The organism is Pseudomonas sp. C7.1, from assembly GCF_056312395.1.
Window position 1 is genome coordinate 125,397 of record NZ_JBWDTL010000002.1, and the last position, 22,547, is coordinate 147,943.

Sequence of the window (22,547 nt, forward strand, 5' to 3'; positions counted from 1 at the left end):
TCCATGAGCCAGTTTGTAATCAATATGCTGTTTGTGGGCGCCTCCTTCGCGCTCTACTTCGGCATCGCCATCTGGGCACGTGCCGGCTCGACCAAAGAGTTCTATGTCGCCGGCGGTGGTGTTCACCCGGTCACCAACGGCATGGCAACAGCAGCCGACTGGATGTCGGCGGCTTCTTTTATTTCCATGGCCGGTCTGATCGCTGCCGGTGGTTATGCCAACTCAACCTTCCTGATGGGGTGGACCGGTGGCTATGTGCTGCTGGCCATGCTGCTGGCGCCGTATCTGCGCAAATTCGGCAAGTTCACTGTGCCGGACTTTATCGGTGATCGCTTCTACAGCAACGGTGCGCGCCTGGCTGCAGTGGTCTGCTTGATCATCATCTGCGTCACCTACGTGATCGGCCAGATGGCCGGTGCTGGCGTGGCGTTCTCGCGCTTCCTCGAAGTGAGCAACTCCACCGGTATCTGGATCGCAGCCGGCGTGGTGTTCTGCTACGCGGTGTTCGGCGGGATGAAGGGCATTACCTACACCCAGGTTGCCCAGTACGTGGTGCTGATCATCGCCTACACCATCCCGGCGGTGTTTATCTCCCTGCAACTGACGGGCAATCCGATTCCGATGTTCGGCATGTTCAGCGAACACACTGAGTCAGGTATGCCGCTGCTGCAGAAGCTCAATGAAGTCGTGGCGGGGCTGGGCTTTACCGACTACACCGCCGATGTCAGCAACAAGCTGAACATGGTGTTGTTCACCCTGTCGCTGATGATTGGTACGGCCGGTCTGCCGCACGTAATCATTCGCTTCTTCACCGTGCCGAAAGTCGCTGATGCGCGCTGGTCGGCTGGTTGGACCCTGGTGTTTATCTCCCTGCTCTATCTCACCGCGCCTGCGGTGGCGTCCATGGCGCGTCTGAACCTGCTGACCACTGTCTATCCGCAGGGTGCCGAAGCTCCAGCCCTGGCCTATGAAGAGCGTCCGGAGTGGGTGAAGACCTGGGAAACTACCGGTCTAATCAAGTGGGAAGACAAGAACGCTGATGGTCGCATTCAGCTGTACAACGATGCCGCTCCAGCCTTCACCCCGACTGCTGAAACGCGCGGCTGGAAGGGCAACGAGCTGACTGTGAACAACGACATTCTGGTACTGGCTAACCCGGAAATTGCCAACCTGCCGGGCTGGGTGATTGGCCTGATTGCAGCGGGTGCCATTGCTGCGGCTTTGTCGACGGCTGCCGGTTTGCTGCTGGCCATTTCCTCGGCGGTGAGTCATGACCTGATCAAGAACATGATCAATCCTAAGATCAGCGAGAAGGGGGAAATGCGCGCAGCGCGGATCTCCATGGCGGTTGCGATCCTGCTGGCCACCTGGCTGGGGCTCAATCCACCAGGTTTTGCCGCGCAGGTGGTGGCGTTGGCCTTCGGTATTGCTGCGGCCACGCTGTTCCCGGCGCTGATGATGGGCATCTTCTCCAAGCGGGTAAACGACAAGGGCGCTATTGCCGGCATGCTGGTCGGCCTGGTGTTCACCGTCGTCTACATTTTCCTGTACCTGGGCTGGTTCTTCATCCCTGGCACCGCGACCTTCGCCAACACCCCGGATAACTGGCTGTTCGGCATCTCGCCGCTGTCCATCGGTACCGTCGGTGCTGTCATCAACTTCGCGGTCGCCTACACCGTGTCGCTTGCGACCGTTGCGCCACCCCAGGCAATTCAGGACTTGGTGGAAAGCGTGCGTACCCCCAAAGGTGCTGGTGGCGCGTTGAGCCACTGAGCATAATCACCCCCGATCATTTTTGATCAGGCTTTTGCCAGCGGGCCTCCTTGGGAGGCCCGTTTTATTTGGCTATGTCTGCGTTAGCTGTTGCAGGAAATCTTAAGAAAGAGCGCCGAACCTGTAGGAGCGGGCTTGCCCGCGATGCTTTTGCGTTGCCGGCTTTCGCGGGCAAGCCCGCGCCTACAAAGGCCTACAGCGCGGAGCAACAGGTAATGAGTACATAGCCTTTATTTTCGGGAGTCAGTCAATGTTGTGGACAATACTTGCCATCGTGGTTTCGGGGCTGGGGGCGGCTGGTATTGCCATGCTGCTGCGCAAGCTGACGGGCAACCGCTTGCCGAAGTGGATCATTCCCGCGTTTGGCGGCCTGGGCATGCTCAGCTACCAGATTTACTACGAGTACTCCTGGTTCGACCACCAGCTGAAGCGTCAGCCGGCTGAGTCCGTGCTGGTGGCCAGTGAAACCGGTGAGGTGTTCTGGCGGCCATGGACGTTTTACTGGCCGATGACCACGGCCTTTACCGTGCTCGATAGCAAAAGCCTGCTGCGTGAGGATGCCTCAGGTAGCGACGTGGTGGCCTTCAACCTGTATCGCTTTGAAAAACAGCACGTCGACCGCGTCAGTCATCAGCCCCACCTGCTCAATTGCGCCACGGCGGAACTGTTGCCGCTTGATGCGCAGAAAAAACCGCTGCTGGATCAGATGAAGCGGATTGCCAAGGATGATGAACTCTACTGGCAGGTCTGCCAGTAGGGCCTGTGTTGATTGCTGCTGACAACAGCTGATCCGCACTGCGGCCAGGTTTGCTGCAGTAACTGCTTGTGCTTTATACGCCTGTCTCCATTGGGAATCGCAGGCGCTGGAATAGACCTAGATCAATGCGCTCGCTCGGGCGCTTGCCTAAAATCGCGCCCCCTTGGATTGCCGAGCTTGCGATTTATGGCCATGCCCCCTCGTTACCCCGAACTGCTGTCTCCGGCCGGCACCCTGAAAAATATGCGTTACGCCTTCGCCTATGGTGCGGATGCGGTGTACGCCGGGCAGCCGCGCTACAGCCTGCGGGTGCGCAACAACGAGTTTGACCACGCCAACCTGGCTCTGGGCATTGCCGAGGCCCAGGCCCAGGGCAAGCAGTTCTACGTGGTGGTCAACATCGCCCCGCATAACGCCAAGCTGAAGACCTTTCTCAAGGATCTTGAACCGGTGATTGCGATGGGTCCGGATGCGCTGATCATGTCCGATCCGGGTCTGATCATGCTGGTTCGCGAGCATTTCCCACAGATGCCGATTCATCTGTCGGTGCAGGCCAATGCGGTGAACTGGGCCAGTGTGAAGTTCTGGCAGCAGCAGGGCTTGAGCCGAGTGATTCTGTCGCGCGAGCTGTCGCTGGAGGAAATCGCCGAGATTCGTAACGAAGTGCCGGGCATGGAGCTGGAAGTGTTCGTTCATGGCGCTCTGTGCATGGCCTACTCCGGGCGCTGCCTGCTGTCGGGCTATATCAACAAGCGCGACCCTAATCAGGGCAGCTGCACCAATGCCTGTCGCTGGCAGTACCAGGCCACTGCGGCTGGCGAGAACGAGTTGGGCGAGGTTGTACAGATTGTCGAACCGACCCTGGGCGTAGGCGCTCCCACCGAGCAGCTGTTTCTGCTGGAAGATGCCAGCCGCCCCGGCGAGCAGATGGCCGCTTATGAGGACGAGCACGGCACCTACATCATGAACTCCAAGGACCTGCGCGCGGTGCAGCATGTCGAGCGCTTGGTGCAGATGGGCGTGCATTCGCTGAAGATCGAAGGGCGCACCAAATCCCACTATTACGTGGCGCGCACCGCCCAGGTGTATCGCAAGGCCATCGATGATGCGATGGCGGGCAAACCCTTCGATAAAAGCTTGATGGATACCCTGGAGTCACTGGCCCATCGCGGCTACACCGAGGGCTTTCTGCGTCGTCATGTGCACGATGAATATCAGAACTATGAGCGCGGCAGCTCGGTGTCCGAACAGCAGCAGTTTGTCGGTGAGCTGACCGGTGAGCGTCGTGGCGAATTGGCCGAAGTGCGTGTGAAAAACCGCTTTGGCGTCGGCGATGGCCTGGAGCTGATGACGCCTCAAGGCAATCTGCGTTTTAGCCTCGAGCAGCTGGAAAACCGCCAGGGTCAGACCGTGGCAGTAGCCCCCGGCGACGGCCATATCGTCTATCTGCCGGTACCGGCGGATGTGCAGTTGGAATATGGTTTGTTGATGAGAGACCTGTAGGAGCACGCCATGCGTGCGATTCGCGGGCATGGCCCGCTCCTACGGGGCGCTGCTGTTACATCGAATGCGCCCGCTGACGGCGGCGGCTGTTGAGCTGCTGCAGCAGCGTCTGCAGGTTGTCGAGGCCCTGCTGGCGCGCCTTGCTAAATAGAATCAGGGCCAGCTCGGCGGTGACCAAGGCGTCGGCGCTGGCGTGGTGACGCTGCTGTACTTGCAGGCCGAAATGCGTGGTCCAGTCGTCCAGCCCGGCGTGGGGCAGATTGGCTTTGGGGCAGACCAATGGGGCGATTTCGGCGACATCGAAGAAGGCATGGCGCAAGCGGTAGCCCAGGCTCTGCTTGAGCGCGCGGGCGAGCATGCGTTGGTCGAACTCGGCGTGGAAGGCCAGCAACGGGCTGTCGCCGACAAACGCCATAAAACTCAGCAGCGCCTCGGCCGGGTCCTCGCCATTGGCGATTTCGCTGGGCGCGATGCCGTGGATCAGGGTGCTGGCGCTGGCCTGATGGTCCAAACGCTGCAAGGTGCATTCGAACTGCTGGCTGAGGTCGATGGCGCCGTTGTCGATCACCACCGCGCCAATCGACAGCACCTGGTCGCGGCGCATATTCAGGCCGCTGGTTTCCAGGTCGAGGATCACAAAGCGCTGCTGCTGCAGCGGACGTTCATCGAAGGCGCAGGGCTCGGCCAGGTTATCGCGCCGCTGCAGTTGCTGTTGGGTCAGCGCCGGGCCACGGCCGCTAAACCAGGTGAACTTGCTCATAGTTGGTACCTCACAGCCAGGCTGCTTTGTAGCCGCTGCGCCTGACGGAAAGATTCACGCAAAATGCGCCGGTCGAGGTGATTGAGGTTATCGGGATCGACGCGGTTGGAGTAGGGCAGGCCGTCGCGCGCCTGCAGCTGATGCTGCTGCATCCGCGCCTGCTGAATGTAGTGATAGGCCTCTTCATAGGCCGCGCCATCCTGGGCTTCGATCACGCCCTGCTGAATCAGCGCGCGCAGGCGCTCCAGGGTGTTGCAGGCCGCCACGCCATGGGCCAGGGCGAGCAGGCGGGCGCCGTCGACAAAGGGTGTGAGGCCCTGCACCTTGAGGTCCAGGGTGTCCTTCTCGGCACCTTTGCGGGCCACCACGAAATCGCGAAACATGCCAACCGGCGGCCGCTGGCGCAGGGCGTTCTCCGCCATCATGCGCTGAAACAGGCTATTGCCGGCCACCTGCTGCAGCAGGCCCTGGCGCAGTTGCTCGCAGCTCTCGGTCTCACCCCACACGGCGCGCAGGTCGAAATAGATGCTCGAGGCCAGCAGATTCTCCGGGGTGGCCTCCTGCACAAAGCAGCTAAAGCGCCGTGACCATTCCTGGCGCGACAGGCACAGCTCGGGGTTGCCGGCCATGATATTGCCCTTGCACAGGGTAAAGTCGCACTGCGCCAGGCGCAGGTTGATCTCATGGGCTAGCGGCAGCAGGCGCCCGCGAATGGCGGCGGCCTCAGCGGCATCATTGGCTTCGAAGAGAATGCCGTTGTCCTGGTCGGTGTACAGGGTCTGCTCGCTACGACCCTCGCTGCCGAACACCAGCCAGGTAAATGGCACGCCAGGGTCGCCCAAATCTTCCAAAGTCAGCTCGATCACTCGGCACACGGTGTGGTCGTTGAGCAGGGTGATCAGCTGGGTGATCTGCGCTCCGCTGGCGCCGTGGGCGAGCATGCTGTCGACCAACTGGCGCACATCGCTGCGCAGCGCCGCCAGGGTTTCCACCCGGCCGGCATGGCGAATGGTGCGCGCCAGGTGCACCAGGTCGACGCGCTGCAAGCTGAACAGATCCCGCTCGGAAATCACCCCGCACAGCCGGCCGTGCTCGACCAGGCAAACGTGGGCGATATGCCGCTCGGTCATGGCCATCGCCGCATCGAAGGCGCTGGCATCCGGCGGCAGGTGGAAGGGCGCTTGCGTCATCAGGCGGTCGATGGGCTGGGTCAGATCGACGCCATCGGCCACCACCCGGCGCAGGTCACGCAGGGTGAAAATACCCAGCGGTTTCAGCGCTGGGTCGACGATGACGATGCTGCCGACCTGCTGCTCGTGCATCAGCTTGACCGCATCGCGCAGCGGCATGTCTGGGCCGCAGCTGATCGGGTTACGCATGGCCAGCTGGCCAAGGCGGGTGTCGAGGGAGTACTGCGCGCCGAGGGTTTCCACCGCGCGCATCTGTACCTGCTGATTGACCTGGTCGAGCAGGCTGCTGACCCCGCGCAGGGCAAAGTCGCGCAGCGGGTTGGACAGCGAGAACAGCTTGATAAACGCTGGCTTGTTCAGCAGCAGGCAGAAGGTGTCTTCGGCGGCCAGGTGCTCGGTGCGGGTGGCGCGTTCGCCGATCAGCGCGGCCAGCGGGAAGCACTCGCCGGTGGTGATCTCGAAGGTGGTTTCCGTGCCGCGCCGAGCCGAATGCGGGCGCTCGCCATGCACGCGGCCCTGTTTGACGATAAAGAAGTGCTCAACCGGGCCGTCGGTCGGCTTGATGATGGTTTCGCCTTCGCCATAGAAACGTAGCTGGCAGTTCTCCACCAGATACGCCAGGTGGGCGGACTCCATCTGGTTGAACGGCGGGAATTTCTGCAGAAAGGCCATGGTGCCATGGATGTTCTGCAGCACCGCCGTCTTGCCTGCCTGGGCGATTGCGTCTGCGCTGCTCATGGGTGGCCTCACAGTTGTCTAGATCAACATAATCGGTCGGCGTTGCCGCTTGCGCCATTGGACGTAAGTCTAGATGCCACTTATGCACATTCCGTCAAAAAAACTTCCCTATGCGGATCAGTCACTTAGGAAATTAGTAGGGTAAAGGTCAAACGCTTCGTCGGTAAGCGTCAGAAAAATGCTTTTTGTGTGGCAGAATGCGCGCCGCTGTCAAAAAAATGCCTTTTGTGTGGGGTTAAGCCTGCACCTTACTGCCATCAAAACCGAAAAATACTGGGACGTTGTCCGTGACCTCAGATGTAAAGACCAGCCGCGTGGTTGTACGCGCGACTCGCCGCTTGATGCGTGAGAAAACCAGCCTGTTGTGTTCCGCCTTATTGTTCAGCGCCTGGGTGCAGGGCCAGCCGGCTTATGACGCCTTGCTTGAGCGCGCCCGTGGGGGTGACTACGGCCCGGCTCTGGGTTTTTTGCGCGCGCAGCAGGCCAGCTGGCAATCGCCACGTTACCTGACGGATCACCTGCTGATTGCCGGTTGGGCCGGTGAAGATGCAGAAGTGGTTGCCTTGTATGAGCAGCATACGGCGGCCCAGAAACTGCCGGCCGATGCTCTGGCTGGCGTGGCACGTGCCTATCGCAACCTGCGGCAGTGGCCAGCGGCGTTGGCGGTATACCGTCAGGGATTGGCTCGGTTTGCCGAGCATCAGGGCCTGTTGCTGGGTCAGGTGATGACCCTGGCGGATGCTGGGCAGATGGCGGCGGCGATTGCTCAAGGGCAAGCGCTGGTGGCACAGGCTCCGCAGGATGCCGAGCGGCGTCTGGTACTCGGTTATGCCTACCTGCGCGACGGCCAGCGCTTTGCTGCGTTGCATGAAATCGACCGCGCCCATGACCTGGCCCCAGGGCGCGCTGACGTGGCGCGTGAGTACCTGCTGAGCCTGCAGCGCGCTGGCTTGCCACAGCAGGCGCTGACCCTGAGCCAGCGCTATCCGGGCTTGTTGGATGCCGCGCAGCTGCGCCGACTGCAAGGCGATATTCTCGCCGAACAGGTGCGCATGGCGGATATGGCCACGCGCGGCGAAGGTCAGCGTTTCCAGCTCGCTGACCGTGCCCTGGCGGGTGCCGAGCACCTGCTGCAAGCCTGGGCCGGGCAGATAGAAGCCCAGGCGGACAGCACTCGCGTGCGCATCGACCGTCTAGGTGCTTTGCACGCACGGGTACGGATGAGTGAGGTACTGGCGCAGTACCAGCAACTGCAGGCCGAGCAGGTCAACCTGCCTGGTTATGCGCTGCGCTGGGTGGCGTCGGCTTTTCTTTATCTGCGCCAGCCTGAGCAAGCCGCCGAGCTGTACCGCCAGGTACTGGCCGAGGAAGACGACAAGCACCCAGAGTGGCTGGAGGATCAGCGCAGCCTGTTCTACGCCCTGGTTGAAAGCGAGCAGTTGGAGGCCGCGCAGCAGCAGGCCGAGCAACTGGCCAGCCGTCAGTCACCACGCCTGTACCTGCTCGGCAGCCCCGAGCCGGAGCCCAATGCACGCTGGTTAGAAGCCCAGGAGCTGCGGGCCACTGCCTACCTGCAAGTAAATGACACCCCCGCCGCCCAGCAGGCCTATGCGCAACTGGCCGACAATGCGCCGAACAATAGCGCGCTGCGTACTGCCCGCGCCGGCCTGTACCTGGCGCGTGGCTGGCCACGCCGTGCCGAGGATGAGCTGAAGGTGGTGGAGAGCATCGCGCCGCGCAACCCCGCCCTGGAAGTCGAACAGGGTCTGGCCGCACTGGCGCTGCAGGAGTGGCGACAGCTTGACCTGCTCGCCGATGACGTGATCCAGCGTTACCCGGAAAGCCTGCAGGCGCAGCGTTTGCAGCGCTTGCGCAAGGTGCATCACATGGCTGAGCTGCAGGTGTCCGGCTATCGCGGCCTGGGCTCGGGCAGCAGTGTGTCCGGCGGTAATGACCTGGGCATCGACACCGCGCTTTACAGCGCGCCATTGCAGGATGACTGGCGGCTGTTCGTCGGTGGCGGTTATGCCACTGGTGAGTTTGAGGAAGGTCGCGGTCAGCACCGCTGGCTGCGTACTGGCGCCGAATGGCGGGTGCGCAATCACACCCTGGAAGCCGAGCTATCACGCCATGACTTCGGTCATGGCAAGCCGATGGGGCTGCGCCTCAGCGGCAGCCATGATGTGGACGACCACTGGCAATATGGCTGGTCGGCTCAGCACCTAGGCAGCGATACACCGCTGCGCGCGTTGAATGCCGACATCACGTCCGACAGCCTTGGTGGCTACTTGCGCTGGCGTGGTGATGAGCGGCGTGTGTGGCGGCTGTCGGCCAATGCCGCAGATTTCAGTGATGGCAACAACCGCTTCGCGCTGCTGCTCGATGGCAGTCAGCGTTTCTACACCGCGCCGACCTGGCAGGCCGACCTGGGCCTGGAAGTTGGTACCAGCCGCAACAGCGGCTCGGATGAGGTGCCGTACTTCAACCCCGAGGCCGAATTCAGCGTGCTGCCCAGCGTGAAGCTGTCGCACACCCTGTACCGGCGCTATCAGACGGTCTGGAGCCAACAGGCCGAACTGGGCGTCGGCAGCAACAGCCAGCGCAGCTACGGCACGGATGCTGTTGGCCTGATCAGTTACGGCCAGCGCCTGCGCTTCGATGACCGCTTCGATGGCGGCCTGGCCGTCTCGGCCCTGAGCCGCGCCTACGACGGTGAGCGCGAGCAGGAAGTGCGCGTGCTGTTGGACTGTTGCCGCTGACCGAAAACTGACCCAGTAGAGGCTGTTCTGCCGACTGAAAACTGACCCAGGTGTTCAACTGCTTCTGCTCAATTTCTGAGCAGGAGAACACAGGGTGATCAGTATGGAAATGATGGGCAAAATTCGCCGGATGTATTTTCGCGACAAGCTGTCGCTGCATGAGATAACCAAGCGCACCGGGTTGGCGCGCAACACCATTCGCAAATGGGTCAGAGCACCCGAGGCGAAGCAGCCGGCGTACCAGCGCCGGGCGGTATTCAACAAGCTCAGTGCTTTTCACGCCACGCTGGAGCAGGCGCTGAAGGCCGACTCGCTGCGTTCCAAGCAACAGCGGCGCAGTGCCAAGGCGCTGTTGGCGCAAATCAAGGCCGAGGGGTACGACGGTGGCTACAGCCAGCTCACCGCGTTTATCCGTGCCTGGCGCGGGGAGCAGGGCAAGGCGTTGCACGCCTTTGTGCCGCTGACCTTTGCGCTGGGCGAGGCGTTTCAGTTCGACTGGAGCGAAGAGGGTTTGCTGATCGGCGGCATTTACCGGCGTATGCAGGTGGCGCACCTGAAGCTCTGCGCCAGCCGTGCATTCTGGCTGGTGGCTTATCCGAGCCAAGGCCACGAGATGTTGTTCGACGCGCATACGCGCTCGTTCAGCGCCTTGGGCGGCGTGCCGCGCCGGGGTATTTACGACAACATGAAGACGGCCGTCGACAAGGTCAATAAGGGCAAAGGCCGCACGGTGAATGCGCGTTTCGCGGTGATGTGTGCGCACTACCTGTTCGACCCGGACTTCTGCAACGTCGCCTCGGGCTGGGAAAAGGGCATCGTCGAGAAGAACGTGCAAGACAGCCGGCGACGCATCTGGCTCGACGCCCAGGACGGCCAATTTCACTCCTTCGAAGAACTCAATGCCTGGCTCGGCCAGCGCTGCCGCGCACTCTGGAGCGAGCTGGCGCACCCGCAGTACGGCGGGCTCAGTGTGGCCGAGGTGCTGGAGTTGGAGCGGGCCGAAATGATGCCCATGCCCACGGCCTTCGACGGTTACGTCGAGCGTGCGGCGCGGGTTTCCAGTACCTGCCTGGTCAGCGTGGGGCGCAACCGCTACTCGGTGCCCTGTGAGCGCGCCGGCCGGTGGGTCAGCAGCCGCCTGTATCCGACCCGGATTGAGGTGGTGGCCGATGACCTGTTGATTGCCAGCCATGCGCGTTTACTGGATCGCGACCAGGTCAGCTATGACTGGCAGCACTACATCCCGCTGATTGAGCGCAAGCCCGGCGCGCTGCGCAACGGCGCGCCCTTTGCCGATCTGCCAGCGCCGCTGCGTCGGCTCAGGCACGGCCTGGGGCGGCATGCCGGCGGTGACCGGATCATGGCGCAAGTCCTGGCCGCCGTACCGGTCGCCGGGCTCGATGCGGTGCTGGTGGCTGTTGAGCTGGTGCTTGAGAGCGGCAGCCTGAGCGCCGAACACATCCTCAATGTCGTGGCGCGGCTGACATCGAGCGAACCGCCGCCCACCGTCGAAACCCACTTGCCGCTCAAGGAAGCCCCCGTCGCCAACACGGCGCGCTACGACCTCCTGCGTAGCCATGCCGAGGAAATCGGTCATGCGTGATCTTATGGCTGAACTCAAGGAACTGCGCCTGCACGGCATGGCCACTGCCTGGGCGGAGTTGATCGCCCAGGGCGAGTCGGCAACGGCGTCCTCCAGATGGTTGCTCGAACACCTGCTGCAACAGGAGCACACAGATCGCGCCATGCGCTCGGTGAGCCACCAGATGAACATGGCCAAGCTGCCGATGCACCGCGATCTGGCCGGCTTCGACTTCAGCTCCTCCAGCGCCGACGCACGCCTGATCAAAGAGCTGGCCAGCCTGGCCTTTACCGACACCGCCCAGAACCTGGTGCTGATCGGCGGACCGGGCACCGGCAAGACCCACCTGGCCACCGCGCTGGCCGTGTCCGGCATCACCCTGCACGGCAAGCGCGTGCGCTTCTACTCCACGGTTGACCTAGTCAATCTGCTGGAGCGCGAGAAGCACGACGGCAAGGCCGGGCGCATCGCCCAGGCACTGCTGCGCATGGATCTGATCATCCTCGACGAGCTAGGGTATCTGCCCTTCAGCCAGGCCGGTGGTGCTCTGCTGTTTCACCTGCTGTCCAAGCTGTACGAACACACCAGCGTGGTGATCACCACCAACCTGAGCTTCGCCGAATGGTCGAGTGTGTTCGGCGACGCCAAGATGACCACAGCCCTGCTGGATCGGCTGACCCACCACTGCCACATCGTCGAAACGGGCAACGAGTCCTACCGCTTGCAACACAGCAGCTTGGCGGCCCAGGCGAAGATCAAAGCACGCGAACGAAAACCTAAGGGCGACCAGCGGCCGGAGGACGACGAGCCGTTCTGAGCATGTCGAGAGGGTGACCTGCTGCATGACTGCATGTGGCAGGTCTTAAACAACTGAACTGGGCTATCGACGGAGGGGGGATTAAGAGCAGCTGCGCTGATAGACTTATCCACAGTTGCTGATGCAGAAATCAGCAATCCGCCCTGGGTCAAATTTCAATCGGCAGGGTGGGTCAATTTTCCATCAGCGCCAACAGTTGGACGTCAATTACCGCTTTTAAGGATTTCCCCCATGGGCTTTTTCTACCGCTGCAGCCTGCTCGGGCTGGTCGCTGTGTTACTCAGTGCGTGCGCCGTGCAGGCGCCGCCATTCACCCCACCGCAACAGCGCCTGCAGGCTGCTGGCGAAAGCCCGTGGCCGCAGGGCAAGGTGCTGGCGTTGGCTTACCACGATGTTGACGATGCCGATGCCAACCAGGCCTATATGACGGTGCGCACCGCTAACCTGATCGAGCAACTGGCCTGGCTCAAGGCCAACGGCTACCAAGCGGTGTCGGTGGATCAACTGCTGGCTGCGCGCCAGGGCGGTCCGGCGTTGCCGCAGAAGGCCGTGCTGCTGAGCTTTGATGATGGCTACAGCAGCTTCTACAGTCGCGTGTTGCCAATTCTCAAGGCTTATCAGTGGCCAGCGGTGCTGGCCCCGGTGGGTGTCTGGATGGACACGCCAGCTGGTCGCCCGGTGGATTTCGGCGGCTTGCCGGTGCCGCGTGAGCGTTTCGTGACCTGGCAGCAAGTCCATGAAATCGCCGCCAGCGGCCTGGTGGAAATTGCCGCGCACAGCAACGCCTTGCACTACGGCGCCCTGGCCAACCCTCAGGGCAACGCGCAGCCGGCGGCAGTCACCCGGCTGTATGACCCGCAGCAAAAACGCTACGAGAGTGAAGCCGACTACAGCGCGCGCATCGGCCGGGATGTGGCGCGCATCAGTGCCAAGATCAAGGCCGCCAGCGGCCGTGCGCCGCGCGTTTGGGTCTGGCCATATGGCGCGGCCAGCGGCACTGCATTGAAGATCGTCGGGGACAACGGCTACGAGCTGGCGCTGACCCTGGAGGATGGCCTGAGCGCTTTTGCCAGTCTGCAAGAGGGGCCGCGTTTTCTGCTCAATGGTGACCCGGAAACTAGCCGCTTTGCCGCCGCTATTAGCTCAGTGGAAGAAGCGGAGTTGATGCGTGTAGCGCACGTCGACCTCGACTATGTCTACGACGCCGACCCGCAGCAGATGGATGCCAACCTCGACAAGCTGGTGCAGCGCATTGCCGACCTGCGCATCACCACGGTGTTTCTGCAGGCCTATGCTGATCCCGAGGGCAATGGCTTGGTGAAGGCGCTGTACTTCCCCAACCGTCACCTGCCGGTGCGCGCCGACCTGTTCAACCGCGTTGCCTGGCAACTGCGTACCCGCGCCAAGGTCGAGGTGTTTGCCTGGATGCCGGTGCTCAGCTTCGACCTGGATGCCAGCCTGCCACGGGTGCAGCGTTGGTCGGCGGATGGCGCGCCGGTGGTGGATGCCGAGCAGTATCGCCGCCTGTCGCCGTTCGACCCCAAGGTGCGTCAGCAGATTGGTGAGATCTACGAAGACCTGGCGCGACATGCCAACTTCTACGGCGTGCTGTACCACGACGATGCGCTGCTGTCGGACTTCGAAGATGCCAGCCCGGCGGCGTTGGCGGCCTACCGCGCCGCCGGTCTGCCCGGTGATATCGCTCAGCTGCGCGGCGATGAGGACACCCTGCAGCGTTGGACGCGCTTTAAGAGCCGCTACCTGATCGATTTCACCGCCGAACTGACGGCCAGGGTGCGCGCCATCCGTGGTCCGCAGGTGAAGACCGCGCGCAACCTCTATGCCCAGCCGATCATCAACCCGTACAGCGAAACCTGGTTCGCGCAGAACCTCGACGACTTCCTCGCCAGCTACGACTGGACCGCGCCGATGGCCATGCCCTTTATGGAAGGCGTGGGGCAAGCGCAGGCCAATGCCTGGCTGGACAACCTGGTGCAGCAGATTGCCCAACGCCCCGGGGCGTTGCAGCGCACGGTGTTCGAGCTGCAAGCGCGCGATTGGCGCAGCGGCAGTGCTGGGCCGATTGATACGCAACTGCTTGCTCAGTGGATGCGCCGCCTGCAATGGAATGGCGTGCGCAACTACGGCTATTACCCCGACGACTTCATCAATGACCAGCCGCGTGTGCAGAGCATTCGTCCGGCGCTCTCCAATGCCTGGTATCCCTTGCCATGATTGACCGTATCTATGCCCTGCTGATTCTGCTGCTGGTGCTCGGCGCGCCGGTTGGTGTGGCGCTGATCCTGACCGGTGATGTGCTACTGGACTTCGTGTTCTTCTACCCATTATTTATGTCGGCGCTGTGGATCGCCGGCGGCTGCTACTTCTGGCTGCACTGGGAGCGCCACTGGCCCTGGTCCAATACCGGCGAAATCATGCCGCCGGAACTGGTCGGTACACCGCTGGTGTCGATTCTGGTGCCCTGCTTCAACGAGGGCGAGCACGCGGTGGAAACCATCAGCGCGGCCCTGGCCCAGCGCTACCCGGCGATTGAAGTGATCGCCATCAACGACGGTTCCAGCGACAACACCGGTGCAGTGCTCGACCAACTGGCGGCCAGCGAGCCGCGCCTGCGTGTGCTGCACCTGGCGCAGAACCAGGGCAAGGCTGTGGCCCTGCGCATGGGCGCGCTGGCGGCGCGCAGCGAATACCTGGTGTGCATCGATGGTGATGCCTTGCTCGACCAGGACGCTGCGGCCTACCTGGTGGCGCCGCTGATCGACAACCCCCGAGTTGGCGCGGTAACCGGCAACCCGCGTATTCGTACGCGCTCGACTCTGGTCGGGCGCATTCAGGTCGGCGAGTTCTCCTCGATCATCGGCCTGATCAAGCGTACCCAGCGCGTTTATGGCCGGGTGTTTACCGTGTCCGGGGTGATCGCTGCGTTCCGCCGCAGCGCGCTGGACCGCATCGGCTACTGGAGCGCTGACATGATCACCGAGGACATCGACGTCAGCTGGAAGCTGCAGCTCGATCATTGGTCGATTTTCTATGAGCCACGCGCGCTGTGCTGGATTCTGATGCCGGAAACCTTGCGCGGTCTATGGAAGCAGCGTCTGCGCTGGGCTCAGGGTGGCGCCGAAGTGCTGCTGAAAAACGTCGGCAGCATCTGGGTCTGGCGCTTTCGTTACATGTGGCCGCTGCTGATCGAGTTCTGCCTGTCGGCCATCTGGGCGTTCACCTTTGCCCTGTCGATTCTGCTCTGGTTGCTCGGCCAAATAGTCGAGCTGCCCGCCAATCTACAAGTCACCAGCATGCTGCCGCCGGCCTTTACCGGCCTGGTGCTGGCCTGCGTCTGCCTGGTGCAGTTCAGCCTCAGTCTGCTGATCGAACGGCGTTATGAACAAGGGCTGGCGCGCGCGCTGTTCTGGATCATCTGGTACCCGTTGGCGTTCTGGATGCTCACCCTGTTTACCACCCTGGTCAGCTTTCCCAAGGTCATGCTCAAGCGTCGTCAGCAACGAGCGCGCTGGGTCAGCCCGGATCGCGGCATTAAACGGAGTACCTCATGAGTCTGCTTATTCGTACGCAACAACATTGGCTGCCGCGCAGCATCGACACGCTGCTGACCGTGATGGCTTGGCTGGGTCTGGTCTATCTGCTGGTGCAGGGCGTGGCGGCGGTGATCGCCAATGGCCAACAGGGGCCGCGCTTGTCGCTGGGCAGCGAGTTCCTGCTGACCCTGGATACCTTGCTGATCTACCTGGTAGTGGCGCTGCTGATCGGTGCCGTTCTGCTGGTTTGGGCCAAGTACAACGAGCAGCGCGCCGACGGCTATGAGCGCCGCGAGCGTATGCCAGATGTCAGTGAAGCGGGGCTGTCGGAGAATTTCCAGGTGTCCCTGCCGATCCTCGACTGCCTGCAGAATCAGCAGGTGCTGATCCTGCATAACCACGAACACGGCGCGCTGGCCGCCATCGAGTTTCCCGGTACCGCTTTGCGCTTGTCGGTGCTGGCTGACAAGGCGCTGTTACATGCGCCGGCTGTACAGGCGCCTTTGCTGGTGTGACTGTGCAGAGCAGCGGCGGGCGGCATACGCCTTTGCGCGGCCTGGCCTGCTGCGGGCCTTAGTCCTGGCAGGTTAGCCGCCCACATTCATCTGCTGACGCCGATCAGAGGCTGAAGCTGCCCATCTTCCGCGCCAGGTCTTCTGACAGTTGGCGCAGGGTATGGCAGCTTGCGACGCAGCGCTGAATATCGCTGCTGGTGGAGCAGGCCAGGTCGGAAATACCCTGCACGTTACGATTGATCTCCTCGGTCACTGACGACTGCTCCTCTGTTGCCGTGGCGGCCTGTTGGTTCATGTCGCTGATTTCCTCGATTCGTGCCGCAATAGTCTGCAGCGACTGACTGGTCTGATGGCTGGCTTCGACGCCTGTGGCGGTGGCGGTTTGCCCGGTGCGCATGGAGGCCACGGCGTCTTCGGCGCCTTTCTTGAGGCGCGCGATCATCTGTTGGATTTCATCGGTCGAGCCTTGGGTACGACCGGCCAGGGTACGAACTTCGTCAGCAACCACGGCAAAGCCACGGCCCATTTCGCCAGCGCGAGCCGCCTCGATGGCGGCATTCAGGGCAAGCAGGTTGGTTTGTTCGGAAATACCGCGAATCACCGCCAGCACCTGGTCGATGGAGGCCACCTGCTCGGCCAGCTGGCCGACGGAAGTGGCGGCACGGCTGATATCGCTGGCCATGCTTTCGATATGGCTGCAGGAGTTGCGTACATTCTGGTTGGCCAGTTGAGATTCTTGCAGGGCGTCGCGGGTGGCATGGGCCGCGCTGTTAGCATTGCGGGCGATTTCTTGAACGGTAAGGCCCATCTCGTGTACGGCCGTAGCCACTAGGTCGGTCATTTCATTTTGCTGGTGAGTACGCCCGGTGGTGTTATCGACCATCTCGGCTACCTCATTGATGGCAGTCATCAGTTGCTGGCTGGTATTCAAGGCCGCGCCAATTAGGCTCCTGAGCTTGTCATTCATCATGCGCAGGTTGCCCATCACACTGTCGGCGCTGGCCTGAGGTATGTGTACGGCCAGGTTGCCACTGGCCAGCTCATTGACGACCCGATCCACTTCGGCTGGTGCGGCACCGAGTTGGCCGAGCATCTTGCGGTGATTGAGGTAGATCAGCAGAGCGATTTCGGCGAATAGCGCGAAGATCAGTAGGAGAAATAGATACTGGGCTTGGGTCAGGTTTGCATCTGCGACTGTAATCGCGTTGGCGGTGCGCTGATCAAGCAGGACAAAGAACTCGTCCACCGGTTGCATGATCTGGCCTTTGAAACGGTGATAGTCCTTGCTGTGCACCAGTTCGCGGGCCATGGCCAGGTCCGGCTCACCCTTAATGGTGTAGCCGCCTTGGCTATCGGCAAATAGGCCTTTGACCGCATTCATTGCTTTGACTTCAAGCTGCACGAGGCTATTGGAGTTGGCCTGAGCCTGTTGCAGCTTGGCAAATTCGGCTTCGCTGAAGCCTGCTTGTTTCATCAGATCATCAAGTGCGATGGCCGTAGTGTCCGGGCGGGGCTTGGCGTTACCGGCTGCTACGAAGTCCCAGTAGATGCGCTGGTAAGCCTGTGGGCGCGGGGCCTTGCCGGTGCGTATAGCGAGCACCTGCATGTACTGGCGTTCATATTCCGGGTCGGCGCTGACCACATAGGTGCGGCCTAGGCGGGTCAAGTCGTCCGAGCTTTGTCGCAGCTCGTCGGCCAGCAGATAAGAGTTGTAGCGTTGCTCGCTTATGTCTCGCAGATCATTCGAAGCCTGTTTCATGGCGAAGAAGGCATACAGCAGCGCGGCTAGAGTGGCGGCCAGAATGGCCATAAGGAATTGAATCGAATGTGAGCCGGTTTTTGGGCTGTTGTTCATTGATGGCAACTCCTCGAAAAATAAAACGATAGGTTTTTTCTAGGGTGTGGCGCTGTCTGCCTAGCGAGAGGGGCACTGGCTATAGCCAGTATTTGCAAGGCGTTCTGTGACTGTGCGGTTTATTGTTGAGGGGGGGGATCAACTGGATGTTGCAGTGCTCAATCAGAGACTAGTTCATTAGGCGGCGGCTGCCGCACATAAACGACAATGCCCCGCACTAGGCGGGGCATTTTAGGGTTGCAACACCGCGTGGCTGCGGGTTACAGGCCGTTTGCAGCCTTGCTCTTCACCTTGAATTCGCGACGACGGCGGTGCAGGACTGGCTCGGTGTAACCGTTGGGCTGTTTGGCGCCTTCGACAACCAGTTCCAGGGCAGCCTGGAAGGCGATGTTGCTGTCGAAGTTCGGTGCCAGCGGACGGTACAGCGGATCGCTGGCGTTCTGCCGGTCAACCACTGGCGCCATGCGCTTGAGGCTGGCCACGATCTGCTCTTCGCTGGCGATGCCATGACGCAGCCAGTTGGCCAGCAGTTGGCTGGAAATGCGCAGGGTGGCTCGGTCTTCCATCAGGCCAACGTCATTGATATCCGGCACCTTGGAGCAGCCGACGCCCTGATCGATCCAGCGCACCACGTAACCGAGAATGCCCTGGGCGTTGTTGTCCAGTTCGTTCTGGATCTCGTCAGCCGACCAGTTGGTGTCTTTGGCCAGCGGGATGCTGAGGATATCGTCGATGGAGGCGCGCTCGCGCTTAGCCAGTTCGGCCTGACGGGCGAACACGTCAACCTTGTGGTAGTGCAACGCGTGCAGTGCGGCGGCGGTCGGCGACGGCACCCAGGCGGTGTTGGCGCCAGCCAGTGGGTGAGCGATTTTCTGCTCAAGCATGCCGGCCATTAGGTCGGGCATGGCCCACATGCCTTTGCCGATCTGCGCGCGACCTTGTAGGCCGGTGGCCAGGCCGATGTCGACGTTCCAGTTCTCGTAAGCGCTGATCCACTTCTCGGACTTCATGGCGGCTTTGCGCACCACGGCGCCAGCTTCCATGGAGGTGTGGATTTCGTCACCGGTGCGGTCGAGGAAGCCGGTGTTGATAAACACCACGCGCTCGCTGGCGGCCTTGATGCACGCCTTGAGGTTGACGGTGGTGCGGCGCTCTTCGTCCATGATGCCGACTTTCAGGGTGTTACGCGCCAGGCCCAATACGTCTTCAACGCGACCGAAGATCTCGGTGGTGAAGGCGACTTCTTCCGGGCCGTGCATCTTCGGCTTAACGATGTAGACCGAGCCGGTGCGGGTGTTCTTGCGGCTGGTGTTGCCATTCAGGTTGTGCACCGCGATCAGGCTGGTGAACAGGGCGTCCTGGATGCCTTCCGGAATTTCGTTGCCGGCGGCGTCGAGGATTGCCGGGTTGGTCATCAGGTGGCCGACGTTACGCACGAACAGCAGGCTGCGACCGTGCAGGGTCAGCTCGCTACCGTCGGTGGTGGTGTAGACGCGATCCGGGTTCATGGTGCGGGTAAAGGTCTGGCCGCCCTTGCTGACTTCCTCGCAGAGGTCGCCCTTCATCAGGCCCAGCCAGTTTTTGTAGATCACCACTTTGTCGTCAGCATCGACGGCGGCTACGGAGTCTTCGCAGTCCATGATGGTGGTCAGCGCAGCTTCCATCAGCACGTCTTTAACGCCGGCGGCGTCGGTCTGGCCGACCGGGGTGTTGACGTCGATCTGAATTTCGAAATGCAGGCCGTTGTGCTTGAGCAGTACGGCGATAGGCGCGTCGCTAGCGCCCTGGAAGCCGACCAGTTGCGCGTCGTCTTGCAAACCGCTGTTGCTGCCGCCCTTGAGGCTGACAACCAGCTTGCCGGCTTCGATGCGGTAACCGGTGGAATCGATGTGAGAGCCAGCAGCCAGCGGCGCGGCTTCGTCGAGGAAGGCGCGGGCAAAGGCAATCACCTTGTCGCCACGGACCTTGTTGTAGCCACGGCCTTTCTCGGCACCGCCTTCTTCGCTGATCACGTCGGTGCCGTACAGGGCATCGTACAGCGAGCCCCAGCGGGCGTTGGAGGCGTTGAGGGCGAAGCGCGCGTTCATCACCGGTACGACCAGCTGCGGGCCGGCCAGACGAGCGATTTCTTCGTCGACGTTCTGCGTGGTGGCCTGGAAGTCAGCCGGCTCTGGCAGCAGGTAACCGATTTCCTGGAGGAAGGCTTTGTAGGCAGCGGCGTCATGGGCCTGACCTGCGCGGGCCTGGTGCCAGCCGTCGATCTGCGCCTGAATCGCATCGCGTTTGGCGAGCAGCGCACGGTTTTTCGGGGCCAGGTCATTGATGACCGCTTCGGCACCCGCCCAGAACGTCTCGGCAGCAATGCCGGTCCCGGGGATGGCTTCGTTATTCACGAAGTCGAACAGCACTTTGGCAACCTGCAGGCTGCCTACTTGAACGCGTTCAGTCATCACTTGCCTCACTCTGCTCAGCTCTACTCAATAGCCGCGTCGGACCTGGGAAATACGTCTTGTAGTCCGAGGCGCGGCATACTACATCAAGATCCGGGGAAAATCAGTGGGTGCGCGTCGCTCTGCGACCAAGAAGTGCTTTGCAGTCACTGCGTGTAGCGTATTGTCGTTTTAATGCTTGAATATTGTTTCATAAAAGTTAAAAAACAGTACACAGTTTATTGAGTGTGTCTCTCTGCCTGCTGGTTCAGGTCGCACCTGCCTATACTGCTGCTCCACCGGTTTATGGAGTGTGATCACCATGCATATACAGGCAGCCACTGCGGCAGATCTGGACGAGCTGGCCGAGCTGTTTGGCGCGTATCTGCGCTTCTATGAGGTGGCCAAACTGTCGGCGCAGGTACGGGACTTTCTCGCTGCGCGCCTGCGCAACAGTGATTCGACCATTCTGCTGGCGCGCGATAAGCAAGGTGTGGCGCAAGGCTTCGTCCAGCTCTATGCCTTTTTCTCCTCGCTGGCGCTGCAGCCGGCCTGGTTGCTGAGTGATCTGTATGTCTGCGAGCAGGCGCGCCGCCAGGGCGTTGGCGAGGCGCTGATGAACGCCGCTCGCGCCCATGCTGAAGCCACTGGTGCATGCGGTTTGCAGTTGGAGACGGCAAAGAGCAATCTGCCAGGACAAGCCCTCTACGAACGCCTGGGTTATGTGCGTGATGAGGTGTTTTTTACCTATTGGCTGGCGCTCAAATAAGACGCGTATAAGGAGTTGTGTATGGATCATCTGGTATTGACGGTTATTGCCCAGGATCAGCCGGGGCTGGTCGAGCGCATCGCTCAGTGCATCAGCGAGCACGGCGGTAACTGGATGGAGAGCCGCATGTCGCGCATGGCCGGGCAGTTCGCCGGAATTCTGCGGGTCGATGTGCCGTTGGATGCGCACTCCGGTCTGGTCACCGCACTGGAGCAATTGCAAGCGCAGGGCATCCGAGTGCAGATCGCCGCAGGCGGCACCGAGCCGAGCGACGTTTGGCAGGCTATTCGCCTGGAACTGGTAGGCAATGACCGTCCGGGCATCGTGCGCGATATCACCCGCCTGCTCAGCAGCCAGGGCGTCAACCTGGAAAGCCTGAACACCGAAGTGGTGCCAGCGCCAATGAGTGGCGAGCTGCTGTTCCAGGCCCAGGCCGTGTTGGGCGTGCCGCAGAGCCTGCTGCTCGAACAGTTGCAGACGCTGCTGGAAAGCCTAGCCGATGATTTGATGGTGGAGCTGACGCTGCAGGTCGAGGACTAGCAGGTGGTTTGCAGCGGCAGGCTATGCCGCTTGGCGTTTGCGCAGGCTTAGCCAGGCATCAACGCTGTAAATCGCCAAGCCGGCCCAGATGCAGATAAAGGCCAGCAGTTTGCTTGGGTCGAAACGCTCACCGAACACTGCTACCGCCAGGACCAGCACCAAGGTCGGAGCGATATATTGCAGAAAGCCCAGGGTGGTATACGGCAGGTGGCGCGCGGCGGCGTTGAAGCACACCAAGGGGATCAGGGTGATAGGCCCAGCGGCGATCAGCCAGAGTGCTTCGGGCGTGCTCCAGAATTCAGTCTGAGTGCTCATTGCTGCCGGGTGCAGCATTAACCAGCCAAGCGCCAGTGGCAGTAATAGCCAGGTTTCCACCACCAGGCCGGGCAACGCGGCTACCGGTGCCTGCTTGCGGATCAGCCCGTAGAAACCAAAGGTCAGTGCCAGCACCAGTGATACCCAAGGAATGCTGCCAACCTGCCAAACCTGCTGCGCCACGCCTAAGGCGGCCAGGCCGACCGCCAGCCATTGCAGGCGACGCAGGCGCTCGCCGAGCAGCAGCATGCCCAGCAGCACATTGACCAGCGGGTTGATGTAGTAGCCCAACGCGGCTTCGAGCATGCGCTCGTTGTTCACCGCCCACACATAGACCAGCCAGTTACTGGCGATCAGCACGCCACTTAGGGTCAGTACGGCAAAGCGCTTGGGGTTATCCAGCAGTTCGCGCAGCCAGCCGGGGTGCTTCCACACCATCAGCAGTAGTGCGCCAAACAGCGCCGACCAGAGTGCGCGATGGACGATGATCTCCAGCGCCGGCACGCTCTGGATGGCTTTGAAATAGAGCGGGAACAGGCCCCAGATGATGTAGGCGGTCAGGCCGAGAATATACCCGCGACGCGGGTTGGCGGTGGCCATGCTGGGTCCTTGCTTAGACGGCTAACGGGAGGCTTGCGATTCTAGTCGGCGTGGCGCGGGCTTGTCTGGATGGGCAGGATTTTCTTCGGCG

16 protein-coding genes are annotated in these 22,547 nt (G+C 61.6%); 11 read left to right on the forward strand and 5 right to left on the reverse strand.

Annotation, left to right across the window (positions count from 1 at the left end):
* The first annotated feature begins 3 nt into the window (after positions 1 to 3).
* The 3 genes from AC0T4W_RS01750 to trhP all read left to right on the forward strand — a co-directional run bounded on the left by AC0T4W_RS01750 (position 4) and on the right by trhP (position 4,033).
* Positions 4 to 1,773 carry a sodium:solute symporter family protein gene (locus AC0T4W_RS01750; RefSeq protein WP_476315358.1) on the forward strand — a complete coding sequence of 590 codons (1,770 nt, stop codon included), beginning with the start codon at positions 4 to 6 and terminating at the stop codon, positions 1,771 to 1,773.
* Positions 1,774 to 2,023: 250 nt separating this feature from the next.
* On the forward strand, positions 2,024 to 2,530 hold the full coding sequence (locus AC0T4W_RS01755; protein WP_476315361.1) for a hypothetical protein: 507 nt from the start codon (positions 2,024 to 2,026) through the stop codon (positions 2,528 to 2,530).
* A gap of 192 nt (positions 2,531 to 2,722) precedes the next feature.
* Positions 2,723 to 4,033, forward strand: coding sequence for a prephenate-dependent tRNA uridine(34) hydroxylase TrhP (gene trhP / locus AC0T4W_RS01760; protein ID WP_476316048.1), 1,311 nt, complete (start codon positions 2,723 to 2,725; stop codon positions 4,031 to 4,033).
* A 55-nt stretch (positions 4,034 to 4,088) separates the two neighbouring features.
* Here trhP and AC0T4W_RS01765 read toward each other — a convergent pair whose 3' ends face one another.
* Both AC0T4W_RS01765 and AC0T4W_RS01770 read right to left on the reverse strand, forming a co-directional pair.
* A complete protein-coding gene (locus AC0T4W_RS01765; RefSeq protein WP_476315363.1) occupies positions 4,089 to 4,793 on the reverse strand; it encodes a 3'-5' exonuclease in 705 nt (234 codons plus the stop codon).
* Positions 4,790 to 6,721, reverse strand: coding sequence for a putative nucleotidyltransferase substrate binding domain-containing protein (locus AC0T4W_RS01770; protein ID WP_476315366.1), 1,932 nt, complete (start codon positions 6,719 to 6,721; stop codon positions 4,790 to 4,792). The genes AC0T4W_RS01765 and AC0T4W_RS01770 overlap by 4 nt, the downstream gene beginning before the upstream one ends.
* A gap of 341 nt (positions 6,722 to 7,062) precedes the next feature.
* Here AC0T4W_RS01770 and pgaA point away from each other — a divergent pair, with 341 nt between their 5' ends.
* The 6 genes from pgaA to pgaD all read left to right on the forward strand — a co-directional run bounded on the left by pgaA (position 7,063) and on the right by pgaD (position 15,948).
* Positions 7,063 to 9,480 (forward strand): poly-beta-1,6 N-acetyl-D-glucosamine export porin PgaA, encoded by a 2,418-nt coding sequence (pgaA, locus tag AC0T4W_RS01775; RefSeq protein ID WP_476316051.1) that lies wholly within the window; start codon positions 7,063 to 7,065, stop codon positions 9,478 to 9,480.
* A gap of 103 nt (positions 9,481 to 9,583) precedes the next feature.
* Complete coding sequence (istA, locus tag AC0T4W_RS01780; RefSeq protein ID WP_476315011.1) at positions 9,584 to 11,083, forward strand: IS21 family transposase; 1,500 nt, start codon at positions 9,584 to 9,586, stop codon at positions 11,081 to 11,083.
* Entirely contained in the window at positions 11,076 to 11,879 is an 804-nt protein-coding gene (istB, locus tag AC0T4W_RS01785) for an IS21-like element ISPst3 family helper ATPase IstB (RefSeq protein WP_476314408.1), read from the forward strand. The genes istA and istB overlap by 8 nt, the downstream gene beginning before the upstream one ends.
* 231 nt (positions 11,880 to 12,110) lie before the next feature.
* Positions 12,111 to 14,114 carry a poly-beta-1,6-N-acetyl-D-glucosamine N-deacetylase PgaB gene (gene pgaB / locus AC0T4W_RS01790; protein ID WP_476315369.1) on the forward strand — a complete coding sequence of 668 codons (2,004 nt, stop codon included), beginning with the start codon at positions 12,111 to 12,113 and terminating at the stop codon, positions 14,112 to 14,114.
* Positions 14,111 to 15,451: a poly-beta-1,6-N-acetyl-D-glucosamine synthase gene (gene pgaC, locus AC0T4W_RS01795; RefSeq protein WP_476315372.1), complete on the forward strand. Its 1,341-nt coding sequence runs from the start codon at positions 14,111 to 14,113 to the stop codon at positions 15,449 to 15,451. Before pgaB ends, pgaC begins: the two co-directional genes overlap by 4 nt.
* The gene (gene pgaD / locus AC0T4W_RS01800) at positions 15,448 to 15,948 is read left to right on the forward strand and encodes a poly-beta-1,6-N-acetyl-D-glucosamine biosynthesis protein PgaD (RefSeq protein ID WP_476315375.1); all 501 of its coding nucleotides are present in this window, start codon (positions 15,448 to 15,450) and stop codon (positions 15,946 to 15,948) included. The genes pgaC and pgaD overlap by 4 nt, the downstream gene beginning before the upstream one ends.
* Before the next feature lie 103 nt (positions 15,949 to 16,051).
* Here pgaD and AC0T4W_RS01805 read toward each other — a convergent pair whose 3' ends face one another.
* Positions 16,052 to 17,803 carry a methyl-accepting chemotaxis protein gene (locus tag AC0T4W_RS01805; protein WP_476315378.1) on the reverse strand — a complete coding sequence of 584 codons (1,752 nt, stop codon included), beginning with the start codon at positions 17,801 to 17,803 and terminating at the stop codon, positions 16,052 to 16,054.
* Positions 17,804 to 18,063: 260 nt separating this feature from the next.
* Positions 18,064 to 20,253, reverse strand: a complete 2,190-nt coding sequence (locus AC0T4W_RS01810) for a malate synthase G (RefSeq protein WP_476315381.1) — start codon at positions 20,251 to 20,253, stop codon at positions 18,064 to 18,066.
* A 301-nt stretch (positions 20,254 to 20,554) separates the two neighbouring features.
* Between AC0T4W_RS01810 and AC0T4W_RS01815 the strand changes: the two genes are divergently transcribed.
* Together AC0T4W_RS01815 and AC0T4W_RS01820 are read left to right on the forward strand one after the other, a co-directional pair.
* Positions 20,555 to 21,001, forward strand: coding sequence for an N-acetyltransferase family protein (locus AC0T4W_RS01815; RefSeq protein ID WP_476315384.1), 447 nt, complete (start codon positions 20,555 to 20,557; stop codon positions 20,999 to 21,001).
* Positions 21,002 to 21,022: 21 nt separating this feature from the next.
* Positions 21,023 to 21,541: a glycine cleavage system transcriptional repressor gene (locus AC0T4W_RS01820; protein ID WP_476315386.1), complete on the forward strand. Its 519-nt coding sequence runs from the start codon at positions 21,023 to 21,025 to the stop codon at positions 21,539 to 21,541.
* Positions 21,542 to 21,562: 21 nt separating this feature from the next.
* Here the strand turns inward: AC0T4W_RS01820 and rarD are convergent, their stop codons facing one another.
* Positions 21,563 to 22,456 (reverse strand): EamA family transporter RarD, encoded by an 894-nt coding sequence (gene rarD / locus AC0T4W_RS01825; protein ID WP_476315389.1) that lies wholly within the window; start codon positions 22,454 to 22,456, stop codon positions 21,563 to 21,565.
* Positions 22,457 to 22,547 lie beyond the last annotated feature (91 nt).